The 20081-nt window shown below is 51.0% G+C and carries 18 protein-coding genes; all 18 read left to right on the top strand.

Going from position 1 to position 20081, the window contains the following annotated elements; translation table 11 throughout:
* Positions 1 to 221 precede the first annotated feature (221 nt).
* Positions 222 to 440, top strand: a complete 219-nt coding sequence (locus C7W93_RS23685) for a VF530 family DNA-binding protein (RefSeq protein ID WP_108442922.1) — start codon at positions 222 to 224, stop codon at positions 438 to 440.
* A 148-nt stretch (positions 441 to 588) separates the two neighbouring features.
* A complete protein-coding gene (locus C7W93_RS23680; protein ID WP_108442800.1) occupies positions 589 to 1761 on the top strand; it encodes a hypothetical protein in 1173 nt (390 codons plus the stop codon).
* Positions 1762 to 1854: 93 nt separating this feature from the next.
* On the top strand, positions 1855 to 2577 hold the full coding sequence (locus C7W93_RS23675) for a transposase (protein ID WP_108442799.1): 723 nt from the start codon (positions 1855 to 1857) through the stop codon (positions 2575 to 2577).
* Positions 2578 to 2803: 226 nt separating this feature from the next.
* The gene (locus C7W93_RS23670) at positions 2804 to 7492 is read left to right on the top strand and encodes a glutamate synthase-related protein (RefSeq protein ID WP_108442798.1); all 4689 of its coding nucleotides are present in this window, start codon (positions 2804 to 2806) and stop codon (positions 7490 to 7492) included.
* A gap of 154 nt (positions 7493 to 7646) precedes the next feature.
* Positions 7647 to 9110 (top strand): glutamate synthase subunit beta, encoded by a 1464-nt coding sequence (locus C7W93_RS23665; RefSeq protein WP_108442797.1) that lies wholly within the window; start codon positions 7647 to 7649, stop codon positions 9108 to 9110.
* A 351-nt stretch (positions 9111 to 9461) separates the two neighbouring features.
* Complete coding sequence (locus C7W93_RS23660; protein WP_225870020.1) at positions 9462 to 10307, top strand: ABC transporter ATP-binding protein; 846 nt, start codon at positions 9462 to 9464, stop codon at positions 10305 to 10307.
* The gene (gene mlaE / locus C7W93_RS23655) at positions 10304 to 11083 is read left to right on the top strand and encodes a lipid asymmetry maintenance ABC transporter permease subunit MlaE (protein ID WP_108442796.1); all 780 of its coding nucleotides are present in this window, start codon (positions 10304 to 10306) and stop codon (positions 11081 to 11083) included. Before C7W93_RS23660 ends, mlaE begins: the two co-directional genes overlap by 4 nt.
* A 146-nt stretch (positions 11084 to 11229) precedes the next feature.
* Positions 11230 to 11703, top strand: a complete 474-nt coding sequence (gene mlaD / locus C7W93_RS23650) for an outer membrane lipid asymmetry maintenance protein MlaD (RefSeq protein WP_108442920.1) — start codon at positions 11230 to 11232, stop codon at positions 11701 to 11703.
* Positions 11700 to 12422, top strand: coding sequence for a VacJ family lipoprotein (locus C7W93_RS23645; RefSeq protein ID WP_108442795.1), 723 nt, complete (start codon positions 11700 to 11702; stop codon positions 12420 to 12422). The genes mlaD and C7W93_RS23645 overlap by 4 nt, the downstream gene beginning before the upstream one ends.
* A gap of 148 nt (positions 12423 to 12570) precedes the next feature.
* Positions 12571 to 13200 (top strand): phospholipid-binding protein MlaC, encoded by a 630-nt coding sequence (locus C7W93_RS23640; RefSeq protein WP_108442794.1) that lies wholly within the window; start codon positions 12571 to 12573, stop codon positions 13198 to 13200.
* Positions 13201 to 13262: 62 nt separating this feature from the next.
* Positions 13263 to 13580 carry an STAS domain-containing protein gene (locus C7W93_RS23635; RefSeq protein ID WP_108442793.1) on the top strand — a complete coding sequence of 106 codons (318 nt, stop codon included), beginning with the start codon at positions 13263 to 13265 and terminating at the stop codon, positions 13578 to 13580.
* A 223-nt stretch (positions 13581 to 13803) separates the two neighbouring features.
* Positions 13804 to 14778 (top strand): ABC transporter ATP-binding protein, encoded by a 975-nt coding sequence (locus C7W93_RS23630; protein ID WP_108442792.1) that lies wholly within the window; start codon positions 13804 to 13806, stop codon positions 14776 to 14778.
* Complete coding sequence (locus tag C7W93_RS23625) at positions 14775 to 15530, top strand: ABC transporter permease (RefSeq protein WP_108442791.1); 756 nt, start codon at positions 14775 to 14777, stop codon at positions 15528 to 15530. The genes C7W93_RS23630 and C7W93_RS23625 overlap by 4 nt, the downstream gene beginning before the upstream one ends.
* A 96-nt stretch (positions 15531 to 15626) precedes the next feature.
* A complete protein-coding gene (locus C7W93_RS23620) occupies positions 15627 to 15872 on the top strand; it encodes a BolA family protein (protein ID WP_108442790.1) in 246 nt (81 codons plus the stop codon).
* Positions 15873 to 15900: 28 nt separating this feature from the next.
* Positions 15901 to 17151 (top strand): UDP-N-acetylglucosamine 1-carboxyvinyltransferase, encoded by a 1251-nt coding sequence (gene murA / locus C7W93_RS23615; RefSeq protein ID WP_108442789.1) that lies wholly within the window; start codon positions 15901 to 15903, stop codon positions 17149 to 17151.
* 74 nt (positions 17152 to 17225) lie between these two features.
* Positions 17226 to 17879 carry an ATP phosphoribosyltransferase gene (gene hisG, locus C7W93_RS23610; RefSeq protein ID WP_108442788.1) on the top strand — a complete coding sequence of 218 codons (654 nt, stop codon included), beginning with the start codon at positions 17226 to 17228 and terminating at the stop codon, positions 17877 to 17879.
* Between the two features lie 39 nt (positions 17880 to 17918).
* Entirely contained in the window at positions 17919 to 19244 is a 1326-nt protein-coding gene (gene hisD, locus C7W93_RS23605; RefSeq protein WP_108442787.1) for a histidinol dehydrogenase, read from the top strand.
* An 18-nt stretch (positions 19245 to 19262) separates the two neighbouring features.
* The gene (locus tag C7W93_RS23600) at positions 19263 to 20048 is read left to right on the top strand and encodes a site-specific DNA-methyltransferase (RefSeq protein WP_108442786.1); all 786 of its coding nucleotides are present in this window, start codon (positions 19263 to 19265) and stop codon (positions 20046 to 20048) included.
* Positions 20049 to 20081 lie beyond the last annotated feature (33 nt).

Here is a 20081-nt window from a genome sequence, read left to right as displayed (position 1 = left end):
GAACCATCATAAATAAAGATGGTAAAAGGGATGCCGGAGATTCATCTACATTGGTCTACATCGGTCTACATCAAAGATTCTTCGCATTTGAATAGAGGAGAGCGGCTTTGCCGTTGACGCAATGCTGTTTCATCGGGTTTGGCTGGATTAAGCTTTCGTCGCGTGGGCAGCCGTTGCATAATCCAGCCATACCCATTTTTTCATCACCAACACACGTCATCATGCATCCTGAAAAACCACATAATCCCTTGCAAGGGATCACCCTTGAAAATATTTTGATCACGCTGGTCGATCATTACGGCTGGGAGAAATTGGGACAGTTGATTGACATTCGCTGCTTCCAAAGTGATCCGAGTATTAAATCGAGCCTGACATTTTTACGGAAAACGCCGTGGGCACGCGAAAAGGTGGAGGCTATTTTTTGTAAGTTGAAGACGTAAACGAGACACAAAAAGGTGAACTTTGCACTTGGGGTGGGGTCTTTTAGGGCTCGTGGCGCTGTGATTCTGCGATGAGAAGATTTTTATTTTCTATTGCCGAATGCGACAGCGTCGTAGCTGGCCTTCTCTTTTTGAAAATTCCCTCCACATGTATATTCCCTCCGCTTCACGGTCATTACCTGCCCCCTTTCAAATTCTGCTCGATATTGGCATAGATACTTCTGCGCTGCCGTGTTCGTTGCCCGCCCGACTCAGTGGGGCACACAATGCTACGGCGATTAATTTAGAACCTCCTGTTGCTCTCCCTTCTCTCTCGGCAGCTGCCTGGGCCGCGTGTGCACGTGACAGTCTGTGTACGGCAGCCGGCGCAGCTGCGCGTTATGGCGTCAGTGCTGGCCTGCAAACCTTAACTTCGGCCTCCAATATCTCGGTCACTATTCTTGGTTCCACCGTGGGTGCATTCAGTTGGGCGTATGTGGGCGCTGGACTGGCTGGATCGATGGTGCCGGAAAAATATGCTGGCAATCGGGATGTGAAAAGGGCGGCTGTATTGCTCGGCGGGGTCATTGGTGGCTTGGCTGGTGCCGCGCCATCGCTCGTTGGATATGGCGCGCATGCCGTGGTCAACGCCCCTGCTATTAAAACGATTGCGAGTGTGTTTTACGGTGTCGTGCGCGACCCACTACAAATAGCGCTTAATGGCGTATTTGGGCCGCGTTGCGTCTGGTTGGGCGAGCCACGTTTCCTCGGGGTGGCCGCGACGGCGCTGGCCTCTGTTATCCCGCTCACTATTGTCGGGGTCGCTACGCCGTACCTTCCGGTTTGGGCTAGCGCGATATTCGGCGCCACGATCATTGGTGGGCTGGACGGAATATCCGGCGTGATCATTCGTGGAAAATTATTTCAGAATTACTCCCAAGTCGTGGCTGGCAGCGGCAAATTGGCCGTGCCTACTCTGATACAGGTATCGACTGCGGCAACTATGCGGATTGCTACTTCGGGCCTGGCGTTGTCGCAGAACATGGTGTTGGATGGGCTGGGTCTGCAACCAGAGCAACCGAACTTAGCTGGAATGGTCGGTCGTTACCCTGCAATGAGCAGCAAAGTCCGGCCGTGGATAGCCTTTAAAGTGCAAGATGGTTTGGCAAAAACCTTCAAGGCCGAGAGCTGGAATTGCGTTAGTTCGGATGTGGAAAGTACGCGTCCCGTCACGCAATGGGGTGAGCGAACAGCCAGAGGTAACGTCAGGCTTAAGGGGATACGGCAACTTGTTTCAGAGCGCAACGAGCCGGATAGTCTGGTTGTAATGCGGCTAGATTAAGCACTAGCTAGCATCGTTTTTAATTGGGGTCGGAGTCAATTTTTCTTAAATTGGGCTTAAAATAAACCTTCCCCAATCCTCATCTTATTGTTCATGGCTCGTCTTGCTCGCCTTGTCATTCCGCATCAGCCGCATTATTTAATCCAGCGCGGCATCGATCAGCAAATCATTTTTCGTGACAATCACGATTATCTGGCCTTTTATAACTGGCTGCGTGAGGCTGCGCGCCAGTTCAAAGTGGCAATTCATGCCTATCTTTTGATGGGTAATCAAATACAACTCTTGGCCACGCCGACTGATCTGGATGGATTGTCGCGGATGATGCAATGGGTCGGGCGTTATTACGTCCCTTATTTCAACCAAAAATATGCCCGTACCGGTACTTTGTGGCAAGGACGTTATAAGGCTGCGGTCATTGATCCTGAGCAATATTTGATGAAGTGTAGTTTGGTCATTGAATCTTTGCCGGTGCATGAAGGTTTGGTCATGACGCCGGGCGAATTCCCTTGGTCGAGCTATTTACATCATGTCGGTATCAAACCGGACGCGCTAATCGCCGATCATCCTTTGTATTGGGCTTTAGGCAACACACCGTTCGATCGTGAGGCTACGTATAAGGAATTGGCGGAGCAGGCACTTACTCTGCCTTGGGATGCCGGCTTGATCGAGGCGGTTGGTAAGGGCTGGGTGCTTGGTTCGGAAACATTTAAATTCAGGCTGGAACAACAAGGTAGCCAGCGTATTCGTCCCGCTAAACGGGGGCGACCTTTTAAGGCAAAAGCAAATATAGCGATGCCAGACCCATCGGATGCATAGCTGTCATGCATCAACGCACCAACTTGGGGCGATAGCGCTAATATTCGGCAGGAATTGCCCCAAAGAGAGGAATTAATTCATAGGCAAACCTCTACTCTGTCCCTAATTAAATTTCTGAAAATGCCGGAGAAATTTAATATTACTCTGACCCTAATTATTCTAGTTGAACTCTGTTCTGCTCTGCACTATTCTTAATACCCTTACAGTTAGAGTGGTGGAGTACGACATGCAAGCACAAGGTTTATACGACCCAAAGAACGAACATGACGCCTGTGGCGTCGGTTTTGTTGCGCATATTAAAGGCAATAAAAGCCACTCTATCGTTGAGCAAGGTTTGCTGATTCTGAAGAATCTGGATCATCGGGGCGCGGTTGGCGCGGATGAGTTGATGGGCGACGGCGCAGGTATTTTGCTGCAAGTGCCTGATCAATATTATCGCGAAGAAATGGCCAAGCAAGGCGTGACGTTGCCGCCACCGGGCGAATTCGGCGTAGGGATGGTTTTCTTGCCAAAAGAGAACGCCTCGCGTATCGCTTGTGAGCAGGAAATTGAGCGTGCGGTAGTGCTCGAAGGCCAGGTTGTGTTGGGTTGGCGCGATGTACCGGTCGATAACGAAATGCCAATGTCGCCAACGGTGCGCGATAAAGAACCGGTGATCCGTCAGATTTTCATCGGTCGCGGTCCGGATATCATGGTCACCGATGCACTTGAGCGCAAACTGTATGTTATCCGTAAGTCTTCCGGTCACGCGATTCAAGCGTTGAATCTGTTGCACGGTAAAGAATTTTTTGTGCCTTCAATGTCGGCTCGCACGGTCGTCTACAAGGGCTTGTTGATGGCGGATCAGGTCGGCGTGTACTACAAGGATCTGCAAGATCCGCGTTGTATTTCTGCACTGGCGTTAGTACATCAACGTTTCTCTACGAATACTTTCCCTGAATGGCCGTTGGCCCATCCGTATCGCTTAATCGCGCACAACGGTGAAATTAACACTGTTAAAGGTAACTTTAACTGGATGCGCGCACGCGAAGGCGTGATGAAGTCGGCTGTGTTGGGCGACGATCTGCAAAAATTATTCCCGCTGATTTATGAAGGCCAGTCTGACACGGCTTGCTTCGATAATGCGCTTGAGCTGTTGTTGATGGCGGGTTATCCGATTGCGCAAGCGATGATGATGATGATTCCTGAGGCGTGGGAAAATCACACCACGATGGATGACAATCGTCGCGCCTTCTACGAATATCACGCTGCGATGATGGAGCCGTGGGACGGCCCGGCAGCGATGGCATTTACCGATGGTCGTCATATCGGCGGTACGCTGGATCGCAATGGTTTGCGTCCGGCGCGTTATATCGTGACTGACGATGACCTGGTGGTGATGGCGTCTGAATCCGGCGTGTTGCCGATTCCAGAGTCGAAAATCATCCAAAAATGGCGCTTGCAGCCGGGCAAAATGTTCCTGATCGACCTCGAAGCCGGTCGCATCATCGACGACAAGGAACTGAAAGATACATACGCTAACGCCAAGCCATACAAACAATGGATTGCATCGGTGCGCGTGAAGCTGGACGAGCTAAAGCAAGAGCCGTCTGAATCCGGGTCGACGATTCCTTTGCTGGATCGTCAGCAATTGTTTGGTTATACCCAGGAAGATTTGAAGTTTTTGATGTCGCCTATGGCCGCCAATGCGGAAGAGGCGATTGGTTCGATGGGCAACGATTCGCCACTGGCGGTCATGTCTAACAAGAACAAAACGCTGTACAACTATTTCAAGCAATTATTCGCGCAAGTGACCAACCCGCCGATCGATCCGATTCGTGAAGCGATGGTGATGTCGCTGGTGTCGTTTGTGGGACCAAAGCCGAACGTGTTGGACACCAACAACATCAATCCACCGATGCGTCTGGAAGTCTCGCAGCCGATTCTGAACTACGCCGATATTGCAAAATTACGCAACATCAGCGCGCACACTGGTGGCAAGTTTAAATCGCATGAGCTGAATATTTGCTATCCGGTTGCATGGGGCAAAGAGGGCATTGAGGCGCGTCTGGCTTCGCTGTGCGCGAAGGCTGTGGATGCGGTCAAATCGGGCCATAACATTCTGATCATTTCGGATCGTAAAGTCGATGCCGAGCAAGTCGCAATTCCTGCGCTGTTGGCAACGTCGGCGATCCATCAGCATCTGGTCAGCAAGGGTTTGCGTACGTCAACCGGCTTGGTTGTAGAGACCGGTTCCGCACGTGAGACGCATCATTTTGCGTTGCTGGCTGGCTACGGTGCAGAAGCAATTCATCCGTATCTGGCGATGGATACATTGAGCGAAATGGCGCAAGGTCTGCCGGGCGCGTTGTCGCCTGAAAAAGCGATTTATAACTTCCAGAAAGCAATCGGTAAAGGCTTGCTGAAGGTGATGTCGAAGATGGGTATTTCGACCTATATGTCGTATTGCGGCGCGCAGATTTTTGAAGCTATCGGCCTCAACAAGAGCATGACCGATAAATACTTCAAAGGCACTTCGTCGAACGTTGAAGGTATCGGCGTATTTGAAGTCGCTGAAGAAGCGCTGCGCTTGCATCGCGCTGCATTCAGCAATGATCCTGTGCTGGCAAACGCGCTGGATGCCGGTGGCGAATACGCGTATCGGATTCGCGGTGAAGAACATATGTGGACGCCGGATGCGATTGCTAAATTGCAGCATTCAACCCGTTCTAATAACTTCAACAGCTACAAGGAATACGCGCAGCTGATTAACGATCAAACCAAGCGTCATATGACGTTGCGTGGTTTGTTTGAATTCAAGCTCGATCCTAGCAAAGCAATTCCGCTGGATGAAGTTGAGTCGGCAAAAGAAATCGTTAAACGTTTTGCGACGGGCGCGATGTCGCTTGGTTCGATCTCGACAGAAGCCCATGCAACACTGGCTGTGGCGATGAATCGTATCGGCGGTAAATCGAATACCGGCGAAGGTGGCGAGGATGTAAATCGCTATCGTCAAGAGTTGAAGGGTATTCCGATCAAGAAGGGCGAGACGCTGGCTTCTGTGATTGGTCGCGAGCATATTGAAGTCGATACGCCATTGCTGGCTGGTGATTCGCTACGTTCGAGAATCAAGCAAGTTGCGTCGGGCCGCTTTGGTGTGACTGCTGAATATCTGACGTCTGCCGATCAGATTCAAATCAAGATGGCGCAAGGCGCGAAGCCGGGCGAAGGCGGTCAGTTGCCGGGCCATAAAGTGTCTGAGTATATTGCCAGATTGCGTTTCTCGGTGCCGGGTGTCGGTTTGATTTCACCGCCGCCGCATCACGATATTTATTCGATCGAAGATTTGGCGCAGCTGATTCATGATCTGAAAAACGTCAATCCAAAAGCGTCTATTTCGGTCAAGCTGGTGTCGGAAGTCGGCGTCGGCACGGTCGCTGCGGGCGTCGCTAAAGCGAAGTCTGATCACGTTGTGATCGCTGGTCATGATGGCGGTACTGGTGCATCGCCATTGTCGTCGGTTAAACATGCCGGTTCGCCTTGGGAATTAGGTCTGGCAGAAACGCAGCAGACGTTGGTGCTGAACGGTTTGCGTAGCCGGATTCGGGTGCAGGCCGATGGTCAGATGAAGACTGGTCGCGATGTCGTGATTGGTGCGTTGCTGGGTGCGGATGAATTCGGTTTTGCGACCGCGCCGCTGGTGGTAGAAGGTTGCATCATGATGCGCAAATGCCACTTGAATACTTGCCCGGTCGGTGTAGCGACGCAAGATCCGGTATTGCGCGCCAAGTTCTCTGGTAAGCCAGAACACGTGGTTAACTTTTTCTTCTTTATTGCTGAAGAAGTACGTCAGATCATGGCGCAATTGGGTATCCGTCATTTCAACGATTTGATCGGACGTTCGGATTTCCTCGATAAGGCTAAAGCGATCTCACATTGGAAGGCGCAAGGTCTGGATTTCTCGAAGATTTTCTATCAACCTGCGTTGCCAGCTGGCGAAGTGTATTACCACACGCAAGAGCAAGATCACGGCTTGCATAAGGCGTTGGATCACAAGTTAATCTCACAAGCCAGAGCCGCGCTGGATAAGGGTGAACGGGTTTCCTTCATCTCGCCGATCAAGAATTTGAACCGTACTGTCGGCGCGATGTTGTCCGGCGAAGTGGCGAAGAAATACGGCAATGACGGTTTGCCGGATGACACGATCCATATCCAGTTGCAAGGCACTGCCGGTCAATCGGCTGGCGCGTTTCTGGCGCACGGTATTACGCTTGATCTGGTGGGTGAGGGTAACGATTATGTTGGTAAGGGATTGTCTGGCGGACGCATTATCGTGCGTCCAAACACTGAGTTCCGTGGCCGCGCAGTCGATAACATCATCGCCGGTAATACCGTTCTGTACGGTGCTACTGCTGGTGAAGCTTTCTTAAACGGTGTAGCTGGCGAACGTTTCGCGGTACGTAATTCGGGCGCGATTGCAGTGGTTGAAGGAACTGGCGATCACGGTTGCGAGTATATGACCGGCGGCACTGTTGTGGTGTTGGGCGAAACTGGCCGTAACTTTGCAGCGGGTATGTCCGGCGGTCTGGCGTATGTCTACGATCCGGATGCGCAATTTGCTGCACAGTGCAATCTGGCTATGGTGACGCTGGAAGTGGTCTTGAGTCAGGGTGAGCAAGAAGCCACAATCGACCGCGCCATCTGGCATGCAACCACCCGCGCTGGTGAGCCGCAGACCGATGAAGTGATATTGAAGGGCTTGATTGAACGCCACTTCAAGTACACCGGCAGCACGCGTGCGCGCTATCTGCTGGATAACTGGGTCGCTTCGCGCAGCAAATTCGTCAAGGTTTTCCCGACCGAATATAAGCGCGCGCTAGGTGAGTTGAATGCGATCAAAGTCGCTGCTCCAGCCAAGGAAAAAGTGGTTGCCTGATGTTGACGTTGTCCTGAATGATGACAACGCGTTAGCCAACATAACGATATCGATGTAATCGCGCAGCAGTTGCAAATAGCCAGTATCCAAATGAAATCTTCAGGATACTGGCTGTTTGTGGGCCGAAGCGCGTAGCCAAGAATGTGAGTGGAAAATGGGTAAAGTAACCGGTTTTATGGAATTTGATCGCATGCCAGAGACGTATGAAGCGCCGCTGGCACGCAAGAAGCACTACAAAGAATTCATCCTGCAATTGGCCGATAAAGACGCCAAAATTCAGGGTGCACGTTGCATGGATTGCGGAATTCCTTTTTGTAATAACGGATGCCCGGTCAATAATATTATTCCGGACTGGAATGATTTGGTCTATCGCGGTGCGTATCAGGAAGCGCTGGATACCTTGCATTCGACGAATAACTTCCCTGAGTTTACCGGACGTATTTGCCCTGCACCGTGCGAAAGCGCTTGTACGCTGGGGATTAATGACGATCCGGTCGGGATCAAATCGATTGAGCATTTCATCATCGACAAAGGTTGGGAAAATGGTTGGGTTGTGCCGCAACCGGCATTGATCAAGACGGGTAAAAAAGTGGCGGTAGTCGGTTCCGGTCCTGCCGGATTGGCCGCAGCGCAACAATTGGCGCGGATTGGCCACGATGTCACCGTGTTTGAGAAAAGCGATCGTGTCGGCGGTTTGCTGCGCTACGGTATCCCTGATTTCAAAATGGAAAAAAATCACATCGACCGTCGTGTAGAGCAAATGGAAGCGGAAGGCGTGACTTTCCGCACCGGCGTACTGGTCGGCAAAGATTTCCCTGCGAATGTCAATAATTGGTCTAAGAAGACCGTTTCGCCCGAAGAGTTGAAGGCGGAGTTTGATGCCGTCGTGATCGCTGGCGGCGCAGAACAACCGCGTGATTTGCCAGTGCCAGGCCGGGAATTGAAGGGCGTGCATTTCGCCATGGATTTCCTGCCACAACAAAACAAGATCAATGCTGGCGACAAGGTCAAAGATCAAATTCTGGCGGGTAGCAAAAACGTGATTGTCATCGGCGGTGGCGATACTGGTTCGGATTGCGTTGGTACGTCTAATCGTCAGGGCGCTATTTCGGTATCGCAGTTTGAGTTGATGCCAGAGCCGCCAGAGCAAGAAAACAAGCCGCTGGTCTGGCCGTATTGGCCAATCAAATTGCGCACCTCTTCTTCGCATGAAGAAGGCTGTGAGCGCGATTGGGCCGTGGCGACCAAGCGCCTGGAAGGCAAAAATGGCAGAGTCGAGAAACTGATCGCAGCGCGGGTCGAGTGGAAAGACGGCAAAATGCAGGAAGTGCCGAATTCCGAGTTCGAAATGAAAGCGGATCTGGTGTTTTTAGCAATGGGCTTTGTATCGCCTGTTGCGCAAGTGTTGGAAGCGTTTGGCGTGGATAAGGATGCTCGCGGCAATGCTAAAGCGACTACCGATGGCGATGGCTGTTATAAAACCTCGGTCGATAAAGTGTTCGCTGCCGGTGACATGCGTCGCGGACAATCGTTGGTGGTGTGGGCGATCCGTGAAGGTCGTCAGTGCGCCCGCGCAGTCGATGAGTTTTTGATGGGTGCTTCGGTATTGCCGCGTTAATTAAAAGGTCGCACATATTTGGCTGAGCAATTTTCGTTGTATAAATTGCAGCGATAGATGTGAAGTCGGATGTTGTTAGAAAAGCAGTTTCGTATTTTATGCGAAGCTGCTTTTTGTTTACTTAACAAAGATTTACAAAAATTAAGTCAAAGCCTTTTTACATCTTAAAATGACTTTTATCGTCAATTTTTGGCGTTTTTTTTTTCATTTTCTGATGCTAAAAAGGGTTTCTGATCGATCGTATCGGCCTTCTTTTGAGCGCCTGAGGTTTTTGAAGTAGTCCTCTATTCGTTGCTCTCATGTGACAGCTTATGCGGCTAATGCGAGAAGAATTGTTGCAAGTGCACTACAATGTCGCCTTTGATCTATTCGGTGGACTTTGTGGGTAATATTGTCGAAATCCGTGATTTGAAATTTAGCTATGGTGCGCGGACGATTCTTTCGTCGCTCAACATGGACTTCCCACGCGGAAAAGTTATCGCGATTATGGGCGGTTCCGGGTCGGGGAAAACCACAATTTTGCGCTTGATTGGTGGCCAGTTACTGGCGCAGAGCGGAACGGTTGCGGTGGACGGCGAGGTGGTTGGCACACTAAAAACGGCAGCGTTGTATGCGATGCGCCGCAAGATGGGCATGCTGTTTCAGAACGGCGCGCTATTTACCGATTTGACGGTGTATGAGAACGTTGCTTTTCCGTTGCGTGAACATACCGATTTGCCACCTGAACTATTGAATAATTTGGTGTTGATGAAGTTGCAAGCCGTTGGTCTGCGCAATGCAGCACAACTCAAACCGTCCGAGGTTTCAGGTGGGATGGCGCGCCGTGTTGCACTGGCGCGTGCCGTCGCGCTGGACCCCGCGCTGGTGATGTATGACGAACCATTTGCGGGTCTGGATCCGATCTCAATGCGCGTCACTGCCAATTTAATTCGTAAATTAAATGATGCGCTGGGATCGACCTCAATCGTGGTGTCGCATGATGTAGACGAGTCGTTTGCGATTGCGGATTACGTTTATTTCCTATCGCAGGGTGAGATTGTGGCGCACGGTACGCCTGCCGAAATGCGGGTATCGAGCGACCCTTACGTCAAGCAATTCGTCCATGCAGAAGCCGATGGGCCTGTGCCTTTCCATTATCCGGGTAAGTCGTTCGCGGCCGATCTGGGGCTTGATCCCGGTGTAAAGGCACGACCATGATAGCGAGATTTTTTGGTTCGATCGGTCAGAGTGTGCGTGACACTATTAGCGGCATTGGCAGGACAACAAGAACTTTTTTTGCGATTTTAGGCGCATCGGGCGGCTTGATAAAGCGGCCGCGTTTAATTACCGACCAAATTCATTTCATCGGTAATTATTCGATGATCATCATTGGTGTGTCTGGCCTGTTTGTCGGTTTCGTGTTGGGTTTGCAGGGTTATTACACACTGAACAAATATGGCTCGGAACAAGCCTTGGGTTTGCTGGTCGCATTGTCGTTGGTGCGCGAGCTGGGTCCGGTCGTGACGGCGTTGTTGTTTGCCGGGCGCGCAGGTACTTCGCTGACCGCCGAGATCGGATTGATGAAGGCTGGGGAACAATTGGCAGCGATGGAAATGATGGCGGTTGATCCGCTGCAGCGCGTCATTGCGCCGCGTTTCTGGGCCGGTATTATTGCTATGCCATTGCTGGCCGCTGTATTCAGTGCGCTAGGTATTCTGGGTGGTTATGTCGTGGGCGTGCAGTTAATTGGTGTGGATGAAGGCGCGTTCTGGTCGCAAATGCAGGCAGGTGTCGACTTTTGGCAGGATATTGCTAACGGTGTCCTGAAAAGTATTGTGTTCGGTATCGCGGTCACCTTCGTAGCGCTGTATCAGGGCTATGAGGCCAAACCAACGCCGGAAGGTGTGGCGCGGGCGACGACGCGTACCGTTGTAATCGCTTCGCTTTCGGTACTGGCGCTAGACTTCTTGTTAACGGCGCTGATGTTTAATTAAACGTCATTCCAGGTGCAGTCTTGTTATTTGATTGACTGGCAACACATTCGGTGAAGACTGAGGCTTTTTATTCTTGCCTATGGCAGTATGTCGAGGCGTGATAGATGTTTCAAGATGCTTCGCTTTGCATTTTTAAGGTGAACAATATGCAACAAAAATCTGTAGATGTATGGGTAGGCTTATTTGTAGTGCTCGGCGCACTTGCGCTCGTATTTCTGGCGTTTAAGGCCGGTAATTTGGGCGGAGCATCGTTTCAGGGCGTTTATCCCATCATTACCAAGTTTGATAACATCGGCGGCCTGAAGCCCCGCGCACCAGTGAAAAGTGCTGGCGTAGTGGTCGGCCGGGTCGGCGCAATTAATTTCGATGACAAGAATTTTCAGGCGGTCGTGACGTTGAATATGGACGATCGTTATAAATTCCCTAAAGATAGCTCAGCCAAGATTTTGACCGCGGGGTTATTGGGCGAACAATATATCGGTTTGGAAGCGGGCGGCGATGACAAATATTTGGTCGCTGGTGAAAGTATTAAAATGACACAATCTGCCATCGTGCTGGAGAATCTGATCAGTCAGCTTATCTATAGTAAGGCGGCGGACGGAAAGGATAGTTCACAATGATTACAACCACGCGCATTAGCGCCTTAGCACTAGTCGCGGCATTGAGTGGTTGCGCGACCACTGGTGGCGCCAGCAATCCGCAAGATCCGCTGGAGGGTTTTAATCGTGCGGTTTTTACGTTTAATGACAAACTCGATCAAGTTGCGTTAAAACCGGTTGCGACGGCGTATAGAGACTGGCTGCCCTCTTTCGTGCAGACCGGCATAAATAACTTTTTTGGTAATCTGGGCGATGTCTGGAGCGCGGTTAACGGCTATTTACAAGGCAGTGGTGTAGACGGTACGACGGCAGTGATGCGCGTGGCTGTTAATACAACTTTCGGCCTTGGCGGTTTGCTCGATGTCAGCTCGGCAGCGGGATTGCAAAAAAAGAACAAGGATTTTGGTCAAACGCTGGGCAAGTGGGGTGTTAGTCCCGGTCCTTACGTTGTGTTGCCGTTGTTTGGTCCATCAAATGTGCGTGATACAGCGGCGTTTCCGGTGGATCTTTACGGCGATGTCTGGACTTACAAATATCCTGTGCGTTGGCGTAATACAGGTACAGTCGTACGCCTGATCGACAAGCGTGCTAACTTGCTGGATGCAGGGACATTGCTTGAGGAGGCCGCGCTGGATAAATATGAATTTGTGCGTGACGCCTACACGCAGCGCCGTCAAAGTCAGATTGATGGACCTGGCAAAGACGATGATCCTAAAGCGGACGACGGCGCTTCTAAATAGGACGACTAACGCGGTTTTGCCGCGTTACTTTTTTGCGAACAGCACGCGGGCGGAACAAGTTAAGGAATCTGGCGTCATAGTTGACGTTACTCTTTCGGATGTGATTCACATTCCGTCCATTATCAACATTGCGTAGAGTTATTAAAATATGAAGACTTTTAAAAAATATATTGCCATTGCTTTGACTTTCGGTGCACTGGCACTAACCGGTACTGCCTTTGCACAAGAAGCGCCTGACGCACTAGTGAAGCGGATTAGCCAGGACGTCATCGATACTGCTAAAGCTGACAAGAGCATTCAGGGCGGAAATCAGCAACGCATTCTGTCGCTGGTCGAAGAAAAAATTATTCCTTACGTGGATTTTGAGCGTATGACGTCGCTGGCAGCTGGTCGTTATTGGCGCGATGCCACGCCAGATCAGAAGAAACAGCTGACTGAGCAATTCCGCAGCCTGCTGGTGTTCACGTATTCAGGTGCGTTGGCACAAGTCCGGGATCAGAAAATTGACTTTAAACCGATGCGTGGCAATGCTACCGATGGCGACGTAGAAGTCCGTTCGCAAGTGATCCAGCCGCGTGGCGAGCCGATTCAGCTCAACTACCGTATGGAAAAGAATGCAAATAGCTGGAAAATTTACGATGTCAACGTATTGGGTGCCTGGCTCGTTGAGTCATATAAGGGTACATTTGCGTCAGAAATCGGCCGCTCGGGTATTGATGGCCTGATTAAGGTCTTATCTGACAAGAACAAATCGCGTGCTGCTAAGGGCGGTAAGTAATTGATAGCTGCTTAATTGCGCAGTGTTGTTTGTTAAGCATTAAACTTTATTGATCGACCACCATGTTCAGGCCAGCGCATTCTCTCACTGTCAATAACGCTAAACTCGCTTTGGAAGCGGGTTTGCGGGCGATTGCTGGCGGTGAAACCGAGATTGATTTGGGCGACGTGGTGGCGGTTGATTCTGCCGCAGTAGCAACCCTGCTTGCCTGGCAATGCGCAGCTTTAAATCAAGGACGGGCGCTGCATTTCTCCAGTTTGCCAACTAATCTTGAGAGCCTGATTGATTTATACGGCGTGGCAGAATTATTGTCTGCTGCGACTGACGCAACGCCTGTTATTTCAACTATTGGGGTGAATACTGATCCCCACCATCATTGACCGTCTGAACTTTGCCGGTATCCCCGCACTATAGTGGGGCTGAGAACCGTCGCATTTTCGCGACATTCTTCAGATTCTAATTCCAGCGCCCGTTTCTCCGTCTTCGTTTATTCCCTATCCCGGTAGTCCGGCAAGAATTCCCCTATAATCAAGGGTTTCGCGCTATGCATTTGTGTTTTTTCCACATAGCGCGCTACCCACTTTTTAAAGTACATCAGCCACTATGGCGGCCATTCAAATTACCAATGTAAAAAAACGCTACCAGTCGCTTCAGGCGCTGGATGGCGTTTCGCTTAACATCGAAGAAGGCGAATTTTTTGGCCTGTTAGGGCCTAACGGTGCAGGCAAGACCACGCTTATTTCGATCATCGCAGGATTGAATCGCGCCGATTCCGGCAGCGTCAATATCCATGGTCATGATGTCATTACCGACTTTCGCAACGCACGCAAGAAGCTTGGCGTGGTGCCACAAGAATTAGTATTCGATCCATTTTTCACCGTCCGTGAAACATTGCGTTTGCAGTCAGGTTATTTCGGACTGAAAAATAACGATAAATGGATAGACGAGGTAATGGAAAACCTCGATTTGACTAACAAGGCCGACGCCAACATGCGCACGCTGTCCGGCGGTATGAAGCGACGCGTATTAGTGGCACAGGCGCTGGTGCATAAGCCTCCCGTGATTGTGCTGGATGAGCCAACCGCTGGGGTCGATGTTGAGTTGCGCCAGACCTTGTGGAAATTTATATCTCGCCTGAACCGTGAGGGACACACAGTGGTCCTGACCACGCATTATCTCGAAGAAGCGCAAGAGCACTGCAATCGGATTGCCATGTTGAAACGCGGCAAAGTGGTTGCGCTGGATACGACTGCGGGACTGTTAAAACGCATTTCTGGATCGCAGTTACTGGTGCATTTGCTTCCCGGCGTATCACTGCCGGAAGCGTTGCGGCCATTAGTCATGCCAGCTGCCAGCAATGAGATCGTCGGGAAATTTGCCTTGCGAGTGACTGCCTATACCGAGGTAGAGCCGATTCTGGCGACCTTGCGCACTGCCGGCGTCGTAATAGACGACATGTATTTACAGCAGGCCGATTTAGAGGATGTATTTTTACAAATTATGGACGGTAAAAGCGTGGATGGCATCAACTTGAGCGATTCCAATGTCAAAGAATACAGTGTAGGCGGTGCCCGGTGATTGGATTTCAAACGCTGTTTTATAAAGAAGTATTGCGCTTTTGGAAGGTCGCAACGCAAACCGTTGGCGCGCCTATTTTGACTGCAATGCTGTATTTGTTGATTTTCGGGCATACCTTAAAGGGTCACGTTCAGGTCTATCCGGGCGTAGAGTACACCGCGTTTCTGGTGCCCGGACTGGTGATGATGAGTGTGTTGCAGAACGCGTTCGCCAATACGTCTTCGTCGCTGGCACAATCCAAAATGACGGGCAATCTGGTATTTGTATTGCTGCCGCCGTTATCGCATTGGGAATTATTTAATGCTTACGTATTGGCGTCGGTTGTGCGCGGCGTCGTGGTTGGTGGCGGTGTGCTGCTGATTACTGCATTTTTTGTTAATTTAACATTTGTCGCACCTTGGTGGATTATCATCTTTGCGGTATTGGGCGCGGCATTTCTCGGCACCATGGGCCTGATTGCCGGGATCTGGGCCGATAAGTTCGACCAATTGGCGGCGTTCCAAAATTTCCTGATCATGCCCGCGACCTTTTTGGCCGGGGTGTTTTATTCGATCCATTCATTGCCACCATTCTGGCAAGCAGTGTCCCATTTCAATCCGTTCTTTTACATGATTGATGGATTCCGTTACGGCTTTTTCGGTCAGTCGGACGTTAATCCTCTGATCAGTCTTGCTATCATTTCGGTGTTTTTGCTGGTACTGGCAACGGCTGCTGTACAGATGCTGAAGCAAGGCTATAAGTTACGACATTGACCAGGAAAATTAAGTTACAACATTAAGCTATAGCATCCCGTTACGCTAAGCTTAGTCACACATTTTATGTAGTTTTAAATCAAGCAGGTATTCACTATGTTTCCTACACCCGAACTCGTCAAAAGTTACATCGCCGCCGGTCTAGCCTGTTCGCATCTCGAAGTCGATGGCGACGGCCAGCATTTCACTGCAGTGATCGTGTCGGATGCTTTTTCTGGACAACGGCTGATTCAGCGCCATCAAATTGTCTATGCCGCACTAGGCGACCGGATGCGCGAAGAAATCCATGCGCTGTCGATGAAGACCCTGACACCTGAAGAGTTTCAACAAAGAGCTAAGTAAGCTCTGATCAAAGTTAAGAAGACGAACTATGGATAAATTATTAATTCAAGGCGGTAACCGCCTGTCGGGTGAAATTACTATTTCTGGCGCCAAGAATGCCGCGCTGCCGATTTTGTGTGCAGGTCTGTTGACTTCAGATCAACTGGATCTGAGCAACGTGCCGAATTTGCACGATGTCTCGACTATGCTCAAGCTGTTGCGTCAGATCGGATTAAAAGCAAAGCAAGAAGATCATTCTGTGATCTTGCAGGGTGACGCGATTACCAGTTTGGAAGCACCGTATGAAATGGTGAAAACCATGCGGGCATCGATTCTGGTATTGGGACCTTTGCTGGCCCGTTTCGGCGAAGCGAAAGTATCGTTGCCGGGCGGTTGCGCGATTGGTTCGCGGCCTGTTGATCAGCACATCAAAGGTCTGCAAGCGATGGGCGCCGAGATCAATATCGAAGCCGGTTACATCCATGCCAAGGCTAAAAAGCTAAAGGGTGCGCATGTTGTTACCGACATGATTACCGTGACCGGCACCGAGAATTTGCTGATGGCGGCGACGCTGGCGGATGGCGAAACGATACTCGAAAATGCGGCGCGTGAACCTGAAGTGACCGACCTTGCCAATTTGCTGGTGGCGATGGGTGCGCGAATTGAAGGCATCGGCACCGATCGCCTGGTAATTCAAGGCGTTGAAAAGTTGCACGGTGCATCGCATTCTGTCATCGCCGATCGTATCGAAACCGGCACATTTTTGTGTGCCGTTGCTGCCACTGGCGGCGATGTGTTGCTGAAAAATACCCGGACTCACACCTTGGATGTAGCGCTCGACAAATTGCGCGAAGCGGGTGTGATTTTGACATCGGGCGACGATTGGATTCGTGTGCAGATGGCGGCGCGTCCTAAGGCAGTGAGTTTTCGAACCACCGAATATCCGGGATTCCCGACAGACATGCAGGCGCAATTCATGGCGATGAATTTGATTGCCGATGGTGCTAGTCGTGTGACCGAAACAATTTTTGAAAATCGTTTCATGCACGTGCAAGAGATGAATCGTCTCGGCGCAGCGATTGATATTCAGGGCAATACCGCCATTATCAAAGGCGTTGATAAGCTATACGGCGCGCCCGTGATGGCGACCGATTTGCGTGCATCCGCATCGCTGGTGATTGCCGGTTTGGTGGCGGAGGGCGAAACTTTGATTGAACGGATTTACCATCTGGATCGTGGTTACGATCAAATGGAGCGTAAATTGTCGGCAGTAGGTGCCAAGATTGAACGCGTAAAGTAAGCATCCATGTCACCCGACCTGTCATTGGTTATTCGGATAGCCCGATAAGCAATGACTGGGACTGAAAGAAGCAAATGAGTCAAAAATTAACCCTGGCATTGTCCAAGGGACGCATCTTTGAAGAGACGTTGCCATTGCTTGCCGCAGCGGGCATCGTCGTGACCGAAAATCCGGAAACCTCGCGCAAGCTGATCTTGCCGACCAACGATCCGCTGGTCAACGTCATCATCGTTCGCGCCTCGGATGTGCCGACTTATGTCCAGTACGGCGCTGCCGATTTCGGTGTGGCCGGTAAAGATGTATTGCTTGAGCATGGTGGTGAAGGCTTGTACCAGCCGATCGATTTAAATATCGCCAAGTGCCGCATGTCAGTGGCAGTATCGGATGGTTTCGATTACGCGAACGCGGTGCGTCAAGGCGCACGCTTACGTGTTGCCACCAAATATTTGCTGACCGCCCGCGAACATTTTGCGGCAAAAGGCGTGCACGTTGATCTGATCAAATTGTACGGCTCGATGGAATTGGCACCGCTGGTCGGTTTGGCGGATGCGATTGTCGATCTGGTCAGCACCGGCAGCACCTTGCGTGCAAACCATTTGGTTGAAGTTGAGCATATTATGGATATCTCATCACGTCTGGTCGTCAATCAGGCCGCGTTGAAATTAAAACACGCGCAGCTTCAGCCGATTTTGGAAGCGATTGAGAAAGCGTCCAACAGGACTAATTAAGCCAACCAAGCGAATATCCCGAGTAAGTTAGACACGATCATGACCATAAAAATCAGAAAACTGAATGCGACTGACGCCGATTTTCAGGCGCAACTGTCGGCGGTGCTGGCGTTCGATGCAAGTGAAGACGATGCCATCGACCATGCGGTAGCGCAGATTTTGGCAGATGTGAAGATTCGTGGCGATGCTGCGGTGCTGGCGTATACCAATCAGTTTGACCGGCTTGATGCTGACAGTATGCTGGCGCTAGAAATTGGACAAGATGAGTTGCAAGCGGCATTAATGCAATTGACCCCGGTTCGCCGCGAGGCGTTGCAAGCTGCTGCCGACCGGGTGCGCGCTTATCACGAACGTCAGAAGCAAGAGTGCGGATCGGATGGCTTTAGCTATACCGAAGCTGATGGCACGGTGCTCGGTCAAAAAGTCACACCGCTGGATCGCGTTGGTATTTATGTGCCGGGCGGCAAGGCTGCGTATCCATCGTCGGTGCTGATGAATGCGATTCCGGCCAAGGTTGCTGGCGTGCAGGAAATCATCATGGTGGTCCCAACCCCGGATGGTGTTAAAAATCCATTGGTATTGGCTGCTGCTGCCATTGCCGGTGTTGATCGCGTATTTACCATTGGCGGCGCCCAGGCAGTTGGCGCGCTGGCTTATGGCACAGCAACTATTCCACAAGTCGATAAAATTGTCGGCCCGGGTAACGCCTATGTCGCAGCAGCTAAACGACGCGTCTTTGGCACCGTCGGCATTGACATGATCGCCGGACCTTCCGAAATTTTAGTGATTTGCGATGGAACAACCGATCCTGACTGGATTGCGATGGATCTGTTTTCGCAAGCCGAGCATGATGAGTTGGCCCAGTCGATTTTGTTGTGTCCCGATCCGGCCTATATCGACAAGGTTGAAGCTAGCATTAATCGTCAATTGGCGGACATGCCGCGCCACGAAATCATTCGCGCCTCGCTAACAAACCGTGGTGCATTAATCAGTGTGCGCGACATGGAGCACGCTTGCGAGATTGCCAATCTGATCGCTGCCGAACATTTGGAAATCTCCGCAGCCGATCCTGAGCATTGGGCGCAGCAGGTTCGCCATGCCGGTGCGATGTTTCTGGGACGCTTTTCTTCAGAGTCGCTGGGCGATTATTGTGCTGGTCCAAATCACGTATTGCCGACTTCGCGTACTGCACGTTTTTCATCGCCGCTGGGCGTGTACGATTTTCAAAAGCGCTCAAGCATGATTAATATCAGTGAAGCCGGCGCCCAGACTTTAGGCAAAATTGCTGCCGAACTCGCGCTTGGTGAAGGTTTACAGGCGCATGCGCGCTCTGCTGAGTATCGTCTTAAAGACGGCACCAAATGACCGCGCTGGGTCGTTGATATGCTGAGTTGGCAAAATAAGATTTTTGGTGAAGACGCGATACAAGGCATGGCGCGGATTCCGGACGGCTCGGTAGATTTGTTGCTGGCCGATCCGCCTTACGGACTGGGCAAGGATTACGGCAACGATTCCGATAAATTGGACACTGCTGCCTATCTGCGCTGGACGGAAGAGTGGATCGATGCGGCGCTGCCGAAATTAAAGCCAAACGGCAGTCTTTACATCTTTCTGACCTGGCGTTACTCACCAGAAATATTTGTCATGTTAAAGCAGCGCATGACGATGCTTAACGAGATTATCTGGGATCGTCGTGTGCCCTCCATGGGCGGCGGCACCAGGCGTTATTCGTCGGTCCATGACACGATAGGTTTTTTTGCCCGGGCCAAGGATCATTATTTCGATCTCGATGCGATTCGGATTCCTTATGATGTTGAGACTAAAAAAGCCCGTTCACGCTCTATCTTTGTCGGTGCCAAATGGCTGGAATTAGGCTATAACCCCAAAGACGTCTGGAGCGTATCGCGCTTACATCGTGAGCATCGCGAACGTGCGGACCATCCTACTCAGAAGCCGTTGGAAATTGTCGAGCGCATGATCAAGGCGTCTTGCCCTCCAGGCGGCGTCGTGCTGGATCCGTTCATGGGCAGCGGTACAACGGCGGTGGCGGCGCAGCGCTGCGGGCGCAACTTTGTAGGATTTGAATTGAATCCTGAATATTGTGCTTTGATAGAGCGGCGTCTGGCGCATAGCGATAGCCAAAAGTCGGATGAATCCGTGCCGGTCTGAGTTTCTTGTCGGAAATAGCGAATAGGCTATAGC

The sequence above is a fragment of the Glaciimonas sp. PCH181 genome, from assembly GCF_003056055.1.
Lineage (GTDB): Bacteria > Pseudomonadota > Gammaproteobacteria > Burkholderiales > Burkholderiaceae_D > Glaciimonas.
Note: the sequence above shows the minus strand (reverse complement) of the source record. Positions and strands in the feature narration are given on the sequence as shown.